This window comes from Flavobacterium sp. KACC 22763, assembly GCF_028736155.1.
Lineage (GTDB): Bacteria > Bacteroidota > Bacteroidia > Flavobacteriales > Flavobacteriaceae > Flavobacterium.
In genome coordinates, this window is sequence record NZ_CP117879.1 from 1,356,608 (window position 1) to 1,369,724 (window position 13,117).

General features: G+C 32.4%; 8 protein-coding genes. 7 read left to right on the forward strand and 1 reads right to left on the reverse strand.

The window, feature by feature from the left end:
• The first annotated feature begins 317 nt into the window (after nt 1-317).
• On the forward strand, nt 318-2,102 hold the full coding sequence (locus PQ463_RS05955; RefSeq protein ID WP_274256777.1) for an ABC transporter ATP-binding protein: 1,785 nt from the start codon (nt 318-320) through the stop codon (nt 2,100-2,102).
• A gap of 229 nt (nt 2,103-2,331) precedes the next feature.
• On the opposite strand, the gene PQ463_RS05960 is transcribed toward PQ463_RS05955, so the two are convergent.
• Entirely contained in the window at nt 2,332-3,501 is a 1,170-nt protein-coding gene (locus tag PQ463_RS05960; protein ID WP_274256778.1) for a proline dehydrogenase family protein, read from the reverse strand.
• 160 nt (nt 3,502-3,661) lie between these two features.
• On the opposite strand from PQ463_RS05960, the gene PQ463_RS05965 reads away from it, so the two are divergent.
• From PQ463_RS05965 to recQ, 6 genes are all read left to right on the forward strand, one after another.
• On the forward strand, nt 3,662-6,367 hold the full coding sequence (locus PQ463_RS05965; RefSeq protein WP_274256779.1) for an O-antigen ligase family protein: 2,706 nt from the start codon (nt 3,662-3,664) through the stop codon (nt 6,365-6,367).
• A gap of 119 nt (nt 6,368-6,486) precedes the next feature.
• Entirely contained in the window at nt 6,487-7,554 is a 1,068-nt protein-coding gene (aroB, locus tag PQ463_RS05970) for a 3-dehydroquinate synthase (protein WP_274256780.1), read from the forward strand.
• A gap of 304 nt (nt 7,555-7,858) precedes the next feature.
• Nucleotides 7,859-9,262, forward strand: coding sequence for a type III PLP-dependent enzyme domain-containing protein (locus PQ463_RS05975; RefSeq protein WP_111424946.1), 1,404 nt, complete (start codon nt 7,859-7,861; stop codon nt 9,260-9,262).
• 98 nt (nt 9,263-9,360) lie between these two features.
• The gene (locus PQ463_RS05980) at nt 9,361-10,329 is read left to right on the forward strand and encodes a deoxyhypusine synthase family protein (protein ID WP_057117936.1); all 969 of its coding nucleotides are present in this window, start codon (nt 9,361-9,363) and stop codon (nt 10,327-10,329) included.
• A gap of 8 nt (nt 10,330-10,337) precedes the next feature.
• On the forward strand, nt 10,338-10,748 hold the full coding sequence (locus PQ463_RS05985; protein ID WP_274256781.1) for a DNA primase: 411 nt from the start codon (nt 10,338-10,340) through the stop codon (nt 10,746-10,748).
• 140 nt (nt 10,749-10,888) lie between these two features.
• Nucleotides 10,889-12,997, forward strand: coding sequence for a DNA helicase RecQ (recQ, locus tag PQ463_RS05990; protein ID WP_274256782.1), 2,109 nt, complete (start codon nt 10,889-10,891; stop codon nt 12,995-12,997).
• Nucleotides 12,998-13,117: the final 120 nt, after the last annotated feature.

A 13,117-nucleotide genomic window follows, 5' to 3' on the forward strand; every position in this document is an offset into this window, starting at 1 on the left:
AACTATTATATTTGAGATTAGGCTAATACAGTTTTAAAAGAAAAGTTATAAAGCACTCAAAACTAGCGTTTTTTTAATCTAAAACTATGCGTAAATATACTTGATTTTAATAAACACAGGCAAAAGCATGCGGTTAGATTTTACATCTGTAAGCCTTAGAAAAACAAGCATACTTTTCGAGCCTGATAAAATAAAGCTCTTTTACTCTTTTCTTATAATTTCGTTAAAAAGTCAAATTGAGAGCTCTAATTCTTAATATTCCTTTGTAGTAATTCGACTTAGTCATACATTTGTATACCTAAAAACAATAAACTCAAATGGCACGATTTAAAGAAAATGATTTACCAAAATCAAAAATAACGGCTACTTCACTAAATAAAGCAAAAACAATTTTCACATACGCAGGACATCATAAATGGAAATTCTTCATTGGTTTGATTTTTCTTTTACTAACTGGTGCCACTGCCCTAGCCTTTCCTAAATTAATGGGAATGCTGGTAGATTGCGTTAAAAACAAAAACAGCGACGAAGCCAATCAAATTGCATTTGGATTGGTTGTAATTCTGTTTTTACAATCTTTCTTTTCATTTTTCAGACTTTCATTGTTTGTAAACTTTACAGAAAACACATTAGCAAACCTGCGTTTGGCATTGTATACCAATCTGGTTAAGCTGCCAATGACTTTTTTTTCTCAAAAAAGAGTTGGTGAATTAAACAGTAGAATAAGTGCTGACATTACTCAGATTCAAGACACATTAACAACGACAATTGCTGAGTTTTTACGTCAGTTTATCCTAATTATTGGCGGAGTTATTCTTTTGGCGACAGAAAGCTTCAAATTGACATTATTAATGCTTTCTGTAGTTCCGTTAGTGGCAATTGCGGCTGTTGTTTTTGGAAGATTTATTAGAAAATACTCAAAAAAAGTACAAGATCAGGTTGCTGAAAGTCAGGTTATTGTTGAAGAGACCATGCAAGGTATTAGTATTGTAAAAGCTTTTGCTAATGAATGGTATGAAATTGCACGTTATAAAGGTAAAATTAGCGAAGTGGTAAAACTGGCTATTAAGGGCGGTAAATATCGCGGTTACTTTGCTTCGTTTATTATTTTCTGTCTATTTGGTGCAATCGTAGCTGTTGTTTGGTATGGAGTCCGCTTAAGCATTGCTGGTGAAATGAGCGTTGGACAATTAATTTCATTCGTATTATACTCTACTTTTGTTGGGGCTTCTTTTGGAGGAATTGCCGAATTATATGCACAGATTCAGAAAGCAATTGGTGCGACAGAACGTGTTTTTGAATTATTAGACGAAAGTCCAGAGAAAATCAACTCAGATTCAAGTCAAAATCAAGAAAAAATAAAAGGAAATGTTACTTTCAAAAATGTAGCATTTAGCTATCCTACGCGTCAAGAAATCCAAGTTTTGAAAGATGTTAACTTTTCGGCAGAATTTGGTCAGAAAATTGCAATTGTGGGCCCTAGCGGAGCGGGAAAATCGACTATCTCTTCTCTTCTGCTTCGTTTTTACGATATTACTTCTGGAGAAATTACTGTTGACGGAAAAAACATCTACGACTATGACTTAGAAAACCTTCGCGGAAATATGAGTATTGTACCTCAGGATGTAATTCTGTTTGGAGGAACAATTAGAGAAAACATCGCATACGGAAAACCAGATGCAACAGACGAAGAAATCATTCAAGCTGCAAAACAAGCCAATGCATTTAATTTTGTAGATGGTTTCCCTGAAAAATTCGAAACTTTGGTTGGAGAACGTGGTGTTAAACTTTCTGGAGGTCAGCGTCAGCGTATTGCAATTGCGAGAGCATTGCTTAAAAACCCAAGTATTTTGATTTTAGATGAAGCTACATCATCTTTAGATAGCGAAAGCGAAAAATTGGTACAAGAAGCTTTAGAAGTGTTAATGGAAGGAAGAACAAGCATTATTATTGCGCACCGTCTTTCAACCATTAGAAATGCAGATAAAATCCTAGTTTTGGATAACGGAAAAATTTCTGAAGAAGGCACGCATCAGGAATTAATAAACTTAGAAAACGGAATTTATAAGAATTTAAGCAACTTACAGTTTAGTAACTCTTAGCTAAAAGTTCCAAAAAATAAAATTCCAAATTCCAATAAAAAAAACTCCATTTGATAAATCAAATGGAGTTTTTTTATCTAATATAGCAAACCCTACAGGTCTTAGAAAAAACTGTAGGGTTTAAATAATACTGACTGATCTCAAACAAAAAAGCTTCAATAAAAATTGAAGCTTTTTCTATATAAACTGTAAACTGAATACTCAAAACTGAATACTGAACACTAATAAATTATTTCCCTTTTCTACGTTTACGTTCAGTTTTAATCATAGATAATTCTCGGCTTGTTTGACCTGCTACAGAAGTATTTTCTTCAGCACGACGAATCAAGTACGGCATAACATCTTTTACAGGTCCAAATGGCAAGTATTTAGCAACATTATAACCATTTTCTGCTAAATTGTAACTAATGTTATCACTCATTCCGTACAACTGTCCAAACCAGATTCTAGAATCATTTTTAGCGATTCCTTTCTGCGCCATCATTTCCATTAATTTATATGAACTCAATTCGTTGTGAGTTCCTGCAAAAATGGCCATTTTATCAAGATGCTCTAACATATATTGTACAGCATTATCATAATTTACATCGGTAGCTTCTTTAGAAACGCAGATTGGAGAAACATACCCTTTTTCTTCCGCTCTTTTGTTTTCTTTTTCCATGTAAGCACCACGAACCAATTTCATCCCGATATAAAAACCTTCAGTTTTAGCAACTTCATGAAGTTTTTTAAGATAATCTAAACGATCCCAACGGTACATTTGCAAAGTGTTAAAGACAATAGCTTTTTCTTTATTGTATTTGCGCATCATATCTGTCACCAATTCATCGGCAGCATCTTGCATCCAGCTTTCTTCACCATCAATTAATAAAGCAACATCTTTTTTGTGCGCTTCACTACATATTTTATCAAAACGAGCCACTACTCTATCCCATTCTGCTTGTTCAGCTGGGTTTAAAGTTTGTTTTTCTCCTAATTTTTCATACAGTTCAAAACGCCCTAAACCTGTTGGCTTGAAAACGGCAAACGGAATAGCCAAACGCTCTTTAGCAAAATCTACTGTTCTTAAAGTCATTTCTAAAGCTGCGTCAAACTGCTCTTCTTCTTCCTTTCCTTCAACTGAATAGTCCAGAACAGAAGAAACTCCTTTTGTAAACATTTTGTCTACCACAGTAAGGCAGTCATTTTCGTTTACACCACCGCAAAAATGGTCAAAAACAGTTGCTCTAATTAATCCTTCTACTGGTAAATGAGCTTTAATTGCAAAATTAGTAACAGCAGTCCCAATTCTTACTAAAGGCTCGCTGTCAATCATTTTGAAAAGAAAATAAGCTCTATCAAGTTCCGTGTCACTTTTTAGCGAAAATGCAACTTGAGTGTTATCGAATATTTTTTCCATTAAGTTTAGTTTTTGTGCAAAGATATAGAGTGTTTTGAATATTATTCACAAATAGGTATCTAATTTTTAAATTTTATCAATAACTTTAACAACTACTTTTTATACTAAAGTAGGATTTTACTTGTTTTATTTGTTTACTTTTGCAAAAAGTTAAAAAGACATGGATAATAATAAGATAAATAGTATAATCAATGAGACTAAAGGAAAAAGTAGCTTTCCAAATTTTGTGGTTATCTCCTTTATAGTTTCATTATTGATTATTGATTTTTTTCCTTACTTTAACAGTGCGGAAATAATAAATCCTCAGTTTTTATACCTTTCTATATTAAATGTAATTATCGCAGTTTATCAATATTTTAACTCCTCTTTAATTGCCGAAAATATTTTTCCTTCATTAAAAAGAAGCTATATTTTCAAATTCTATCTAGGATTTCTTTTCTTTTGTGCCGCATCTTACTTCGCAGCGAAAAATACTTCATTAGTACTTACAAAATTTACCGAAATAGTAATTGTATTCTGCTTATTTGTAAATCTCACTATTCTTTTAAAAAACAAATTAGACCTTCTGTACAAAATCATACTTGTAGTTAGCATAAGTGCTTTAATTCAATCTTGGCAGCAGCTTTGTCATTTTATTATTATTCCACGTCATGCCTCAATTATGGATTTATTGAGTAGCATGAAAGGCAATACGGGAAATATAAATATTTTAGCAGCCAGCCTTACCATAAAAGTTCCTTTCTTACTACTTGGGATAACTCATTTTACGGCATACAAAAAGTGGTTGCTGGTTTTTATCCTATTTTCAGTTACTTCTGTTATTTTCCTCACAGGAGCCAGAACGCCACTTATTAACTTGTTTTTGATTTATTCAATATATATAATTTACCTCTTAAAAGAATATTCGTTTAAAAGAACGACTATTTCTAAAGCATTAGTTCTAATAGTTCCGGTATTAACAGCTATAGTATTTGCTAACTCAATTTTTGAAAAATCAAAAGACAAAGGAAGGTATTCATCTTTAGAAAACAGGGTAACTCAGATAAACGTCGATGACGCATCTTCGCAATTAAGGCTAAGTTTTTGGGGCAATACTTTAAAGATGACTAAAGAATCACCTTTAACAGGAATTGGTCTAGGGAATTATCAGGTTGAATCAATTCCTTATGAAAGAACAACTTCAAATGATTCTCAAGTTTCTCTACATGCGCACAATGATTTTCTTGAAATTCTAGCCGAAACAGGAATAATAAATGGCCTAATTTATCTCTCTATTTTTATTTATTCATTCTTTATAAATCTCAAAAGAATACTAAAACCACAAAAAGAAGAATCACAACTAGTAGCTTTATTAACTCTTTTGCTTTTAGTCGTATACGGAATAGATTCATTTTTTAACTTTCCAATGTACAGGCCAACCATGGCGATATTTTTTAGTTTGATTCTGGCTTTGACCGTAACTAATTCTGAAACAGATCAAATTACATTGCCTAACAAACTATTCTCATTTAAAACAATAACTGCGATTATAATTGTAATATCCTTAATAACAAGTTATTCAGGATTTATAATCTATAAAGCTTCAAATTTAGAATACCTAATTGCTCGTGATGATATAAATAATAAATTAAAAGGACTTCTAACAGGAGATCAGGTTGTAAATAAAATCTCTGGATATCCAAATACTTTTAGCAGTTCAGAATCATTTTATGAATATGCCGGAATTTACTATGTCAGAGAAAAACAATATGACAAAGCCTTAAAATGTTTTTCAAAAGCAGGTAAAATTAATGGGTATTCGGGGCGAATAGAGTTTTACAAACATGTAATCTCTAAACATAAAGGGAATATGGATAGTGCGTATGTTTATTCTAAGCAGGCTTTCTATCTTCGTCCAAGAAATTACGACTTATTTAATGCGGCAATTAATCTTGCTATATCAAAAAAGGACACCACAGAAATATTAAAGCAAAACAAACTATTTTCACAATACAGACCAATGCCTCAAACTTGGGATCTTGCAGTACGTGGACTTAGATATTCGGGTTACAATGATCAAAATTTAATTCAATTTCTTAATGAAGGATTAAAAAAATTCCCTGGGGACAGTATTTTATCAAAACAAAAAAATGAACTTTTAATTACAACTTACTTAACTGGAGGCCAGAATTTTGAGTACAAAGATGATTTGAGCAGTGCGTTGGAGTCTTATGAAAAAGCTTTAAAAATTGACCCTAAAAATATTTATGTAACACAAAATATTGGTTTTAATTATTTAAAACAAGGGCAGAACAAGAAAGCAATAAATGCTTTACAGGAAGCATTGAAATATCCAGGCCTAAATGATGGCAAAACAGAATTTTTTCTTGCTATTTGCTATTTAAAAGAGAACGACAAAGTTAATGCTCAAAAATATTTCAATCTATCAAAAGATAAAAATTATCCTATTGCAAAACAATTAATGGCTAAAACTCAAAATAGTGATACTGAAGTTGCAGCATTAAAAAAACGAAAAAATGATCTTATAATTGCGGACTTAATTACCGAAGGCCAAAACTATGAAGATAAGAAAGAAATGGATAAAGCTTTAGAATCCTATCAAAAAGCCCAAAAAATTGATCCGAAAAGCATTTATGTAGCGCAAAATATTGGTTTTTATTATTTAAAAATAGGACAGTCAAAAAAAGCGATCTATTATTTATTGAACGCTCTTAAATATCCAGGTTTAAATGGAGGGAAAACAGAATACTTCCTAGCAATTTGTTACTTAAAAGAAAATGATAAAAATAATGCCTGCAAGTATTTAAACATAGCACAAGACAAAAACTATTCTGATGCCCAACAGTTATTAAAGATGTGCAAATAGTTCTTGTTTTTCTTAAACATTAATGTAAAATGATTCGTTTTTAAACAAATTAGCTATAAAATTTGAATATATTTTAGTTAAAAATGCCTTATTTTGTGCTTTCAATTAACTACACAATTATGCAATCTATTCAAGCCAATAATTATTTCGTACATTTTAATGAGAATGCTTACGAAGCTTTAAATAAACATTTAAGAGAAAGTAAATATTCTAATATTTTTATGATTGTTGATGATCAAACTAATGAGTATTGTTTATCTAAATTTATTCCTCTTTTAGAGACCGATTTAGCAATCGAAATCATAGAATTTGAAGCTGGAGAAGCAAATAAAAACATTGAAACTTGTATTGAGATCTGGAATATTTTGACAGAACTTGGAGCAGATAGAAAATCGCTTATCATTAATTTAGGAGGAGGTGTTGTCACAGATTTAGGAGGCTTTGTTGCTTCTACATTCAAAAGAGGTGTAGATTTTATCAATATTCCTACTACCCTATTGTCTATGGTTGATGCTTCTGTTGGAGGAAAAACAGGAGTTGACTTAGGAAATCTTAAAAATCAGATCGGAGTGATTAATGTACCGCAAATGGTATTAATTGATACACAATATTTAGAAACTTTACCGCAAAGCGAAATGCGTTCTGGTTTGGCTGAAATGCTAAAACATGGTTTAATATATGACGCACCTTATTGGAGACAGTTTTCAGACTTAAAATCGATTGTTTTTGATGAATTAGATCAATTAATATATCGTTCTGTTGAAATTAAGAATGAAATCGTTATTCAAGATCCAACAGAGAAAAATATTCGTAAAGCCTTGAATTTTGGACATACTTTAGGACATGCTATTGAAGGATACTTCCTGGAAAGTGAAGAGAAAACAACTTTGCTGCATGGTGAAGCGATTGCGGTTGGAATGATCTTGGAAAGTTATATCTCACTTCAGAAAGGATTAATTTCTGCAGAAGAATACAGAGAAATCAAAGCGGTAATAAAAGATATTTATGACGATGTGGTTTTTGAGGAAAATGACATTGATCCGATCTTGGAATTGTTAATTCACGACAAAAAAAATGAATACGGTTTAATTCAATTTGCATTAATTGAAGGAATCGGAAAAATAAAAATCAACCAATCCGTTGAAAATAAATTGATTCTAGAAGCGTTTGAGGATTATAAATCTTAAACTTTTTTTAATCAAAAGCATTGCATTTGGTATATATTATTTTTTACATTTGCGCCATGAAAACAAACAAGCAGCAAAGGCACTTTAGCTCTTACAGAAACAGACTCAGCAGTTCTTTATTAAGAATGCTGAACCGTTTTTACAATAGTAAAAGCCCTTTCTGTTTTGATGTTTTCCAATGTACAAAAGCAGAGCATGAAAAACTGCCTATTATATTTGCCAATATTAGAGTTTGAATTTAAGATTAAGTCCCCAAAAACCTAAAATTAAATTATAATTACAATCTCTAAACATTGATAAATAAATGAATACAAAATATTCTGATCTAATAAACCAAACATACTACTTTCCACAAGAGGAATTTAAACTAAACAAAGACAACCTGTTATTTCACAACATCGATTTGATGAAATTGGTTGAACAATATGGTACACCATTAAAGTTTACTTACTTGCCTCAGATTTCTGAAAACATCAACAAAGCAAAAGCTTGGTTCAGAAAATCAATGGAAAAGAATAAATACGAAGCAAAGTATTACTATTGTTATTGCACTAAAAGCTCTCATTTTGAATACATTATGAATGAAGCTTTCAAGAATAACATTCACATTGAAACATCATCTGCTTTTGATGTAAATATTGTGGAGAATTTATTAGAAAACGGAAAAATCAACAAAAGTACGTATGTAATCTGTAATGGTTTCAAAAGAGACGAATACATTACTAACATTGGTAGATTAATCAACAATGGGCATAAAAACACTATTCCAATTATTGATAACTACGAAGAGTTAGATCTACTTCAAGCAGAAATTAAAGGAAAATTCAAAATCGGAATCCGTATTGCTGCTGAAGAAGAACCTAAATTTGAGTTTTATACTTCTAGATTAGGTATTGGTTACAAAAACATAGTTTCTTTCTATAAAAAACAAATCCAGGAAAATGACAAATTAGAGCTGAAAATGCTTCACTTTTTCATTAATACTGGTATAAACGATACTTCATATTACTGGAATGAGCTTGTAAAATGTATCAAAGTATACATTGCTCTTAAAAAAGAGTGCCCTACTCTTGACGGTTTGAACATTGGTGGTGGTTTTCCAATTAAAAACTCACTTGCCTTTGAATATGATTATCAATATATGATTGATGAAATCATCAATCAGATTAAAATTGCTTGTGATGAAGCTGAAGTTGATGTTCCAAATATTTTTACGGAATTTGGTTCATTTACAGTAGGCGAAAGCGGTGGTGCAATCTATCAGATTTTGTATCAAAAACAACAAAATGATAGAGAAAAATGGAATATGATTGATTCATCTTTCATTACCACTTTACCAGATACTTGGGCTATAAACAAACGTTTTATTATGCTGGCAGTAAATCGCTGGAATGATACTTACGAACGGGTTCTGTTAGGAGGTCTTACTTGTGATAGTGACGATTATTACAATTCTGAACAAAACATGAACGCCATTTATTTGCCTAAATACAACAAAGAGAAACCATTATACATTGGATTCTTTAATACTGGCGCTTATCAAGAAACAATTGGAGGATACGGAGGTCTGCACCACTGTCTAATTCCGCAACCTAAACACATTTTAATTGATCGTGATGAAAATGGAATTCTGGCAACCGAGGTTTTCTCAGAACAACAGACTTCAGACGATGTTTTAAAGATTTTAGGATACAAAAAAAAGGTGTAAAAAAACGGCAGATTAAGTTATAATTTTTCTTAAAAAATTCTTAATTTGCATTAACATCCAAAAAGGTTAAACTTTTTAATTCAAAAAAAACAAAAAAAATGAAAGGACCAATCAGTCAGTTTATTGAAAAACACTATTTGCATTTTAATTCTGCTTCATTAGTAGATGCAGCAAAAGCATACGAGCAGCAATTAGCTGATGGTGCTAAGATGCTGGTAAGTATGGCTGGCGCAATGAGTACAGCAGAAATTGGTAAAATTTTTGCCGAAGTAATCAGACAAGACAAAGTGCACATTATTTCATGTACTGGAGCAAATTTAGAAGAAGACATCATGAATTTAGTAGCTCATTCTCACTACGAGAGAGTTCCTAATTACCGTGATTTGACACCAGAAGACGAATGGGCCTTGCTAGAAAGAGGATTAAACCGTGTTACAGACACTTGTATTCCTGAGCATGAAGCTTTCCGTCGTTTACAAAAACATATTTACAAAATCTGGAAAGATGCTGACGACAAAGGTGAGCGTTACTTTCCACACGAATTTATGTATAAAATGTTGTTATCTGGCGTTTTAGAAGAATATTACGAAATTGATCTAAAAGATAGCTGGATGTATGCAGCTGCAGAGAAAAATTTACCAATTATCGTTCCAGGATGGGAAGATAGTACAATGGGTAACATCTTTGCTTCATACGTAATTAAAGGAGATTTAAAAGCATCTACCATGAAATCTGGAATTGAATACATGACTTTCCTTGCGGATTGGTATTCTAAAAACAGTTCAAACGGAATTGGATTCTTCCAAATCGGTGGTGGTATCGCGGGTGACTTCCCTATCTGTGTAGTACCTATGCTATACCAAGATATGGAAATGCACGATGTTCCATTTTGGAGCTATTTCTGCCAAATCTCAGATTCAACAACTAGTTATGGTTCTTACTCTGGGGCAGTTCCAAATGAAAAAATCACTTGGGGTAAATTAGACATCAAAACCCCTAAATTTATTATTGAATCGGATGCTACAATTGTTGCTCCGTTAATTTTTGCATACTTATTAGATTTATAAGATAATTTATGAAAAGAGTTATAGTAGACTACGCCAAACTTACCAACGAAATTTTAAACCTTTTGGTTGAGAAATTTCCTGATGGTTATGATGATTCGGATGTAATCCGTTTTAGAAATGCTAAAAACGAATTGGTTGAAGCTGTTGAAGTTCGTACTGAAGACACTATTTACTTAGTAAAAATTAGTACTAAACTTGCTGACAGAATTGAAAACTACGATGAAGATGACGATTTAGATGTTGATGTAGATGCAATTGCGCCAGTTAAAGGTATAGATCTTGATGATGATATTAGTGACGACGACGATGACGATGATAATCACGACAAACCTGATACTGATGGTGGCGACGATGATGACGATGATGATGATAAAGCAGACACTGATTATGATGAAGAAGACGAAGATGATGAAGATTAATTCATTTTCTTTTGAATAAATAAAAGGAACTCTTTCTGGAGTTCCTTTTTTTATAATAAAACAATACAATTCAACAAATTATATTTTTATTTTTATAGGATTATTTTTACATTTAAATCTTAAACAAAAAATATATGCCTATGACATCAGAAATTCTACACGCTACATTAAAAGAAAATTTTGGTTTTGAAAAATTCAGACCTAATCAAGAAACTATAATCAACACTGTATTATCAGGACAAGATGCTTTGGCAATTATGCCAACAGGTGGAGGAAAATCAATCTGTTTTCAGCTTCCTGCTTTAATCTTGCCCGGAATTACCATTGTAATATCACCTCTGATTGCTTTAATGAAAGATCAAGTAGATAGTCTGAAAACAAACGGAATTTCTGCTTGTTATATTAATAGCACACAATCATCACAAGAACAGCAATATTATATAGACAATTTAAAATCAAATCATTTTAAATTGGTTTACGTAGCACCAGAAAGCCTTTCTTATCTGGATATAGCTTTCAGTGAATTGAATATCAGTTTAATAGCAATTGACGAAGCGCATTGCATCTCGTCTTGGGGGCACGATTTTAGACCTGCCTATACTAATTTAGGATATCTAAAAAGCCGCTTCCCTTCTACTCCAATCTTAGCATTAACTGCTACAGCTGATAAAGCGACTCGAACAGACATATCCAAACAATTGAATCTTAAGAATCCGAAAACATTCATAGCTTCTTTTGATCGTAAAAATCTAAGTCTTGAAGTTCGTCCAGCTTTGGATCGGGTGAAACAAATAATTGATTTTATTGAAAACAAACCCAATGAATCTGGAATCATTTATTGTTTGAGCCGTAAAGCAACAGAAGAGCTTGCCGAAAAATTGAGAAAAAACGGAATTGAAGCGAAAGCATATCATGCTGGTTTAGATAATGAAACTCGCGCTAAAACTCAAGATCAATTTATAAATGATGATTGTCAGGTCGTTTGCGCAACAATTGCTTTCGGAATGGGAATTGATAAATCTAATGTTCGTTGGGTGATTCATTACAATCTTCCGAAAAACATAGAAGGCTATTACCAGGAAATTGGACGTGCCGGCCGTGATGGCCTTCCAGCCGAAACAGTTTTGTTTGAAAGTTATGCAGATGTGATTCAGTTGCAGAAATTTGCTTCTGAAGGATTGAACTCAGATATTCAACTTGCAAAATTAGATCGTATGAAACAATATGCTGATGCTGTAAGCTGTCGTAGAAAAATTCTGCTGTCTTATTTTGGCGAATTGGTTACCGAGAATTGCGGAAACTGCGATATTTGCAAAAATCCACCAACTTTTTTCGATGGGACGATTCTAGCACAAAAAGCCTTATCTGCGATTGTGCGTTTAAAGGAATCTGAACCTTTGGCTGTAATTGTCGATTTTTTGAGAGGCTCGAGAAACGCGTATATTTACGAAAAAAATTATCAAGAGCTAAAAACGTACGGAATTGGAGCTGATGTTTCTTGGTACGATTGGAATCAATACCTTATTCAGCTTATCAATTTAGGTTATTGCGAAATTGCCTTTCATCAGCACAATAAAATCTTGCTTACTCCTTTTGCAAAGAAAGTTTTGTTTGAAGGTGAAAAAGTAAAGCTGACAACAGTTGTTAAGAAAACAATTGATAAAAGTGAAGCTAAAGAGGCAAAACCAAAAGCAGCTAAAAACTCTTTATTTGAAACACTTCGCAAATTGCGTTATGAAATTGCACTGGAAGAAGAAGTTCCAGCTTATGTTATTTTTAGCGATGCTTCTCTGCGTCAAATGGAAATCTTAAGGCCTATGAGCGATGAAGAGTTTCTTGCTGTTGAAGGTGTCGGAAAAGCTAAATTGGAAAAATATGGAGCAGATTTCATTAAAGCAATTATTGAGTTTGAAAGAAACAAATCTGTTGTCAAAAAAGAGAAAAAAGACAACACCTATAAGAAAACGCTGGAATTATTTCAGAATGGAATTTCAGTAGAAGAAATAGCAGAACAGCGAGATTTGAGTCCAACGACAATTATTTCACATTTGGCGAAATTATATGTTGATGGTCATGATTTAGATTTAAGCCAGTTTGTTTCTGAAGATGAAATTCTGCAAATAGAAAAAGCTCAGATAGAATTAGAAAATCCAAATGCATTAAGGCCTTACTACGATTTTTTCGAAGAGAAAATGTCTTATGATAAAATCCGGTTTGGTTTGGCTTTTTTAGAGAGAAAACTTAAATGAGTTCTGTCATCTTGACGAAGGAGAGATCACGCTAGAAATTCCACAAATATTAGTAAAGCACCAAACCCGACAGGTTTTAAAAACTTGTCAGGTTTACTGAATATAAAATCAAAAAAAATC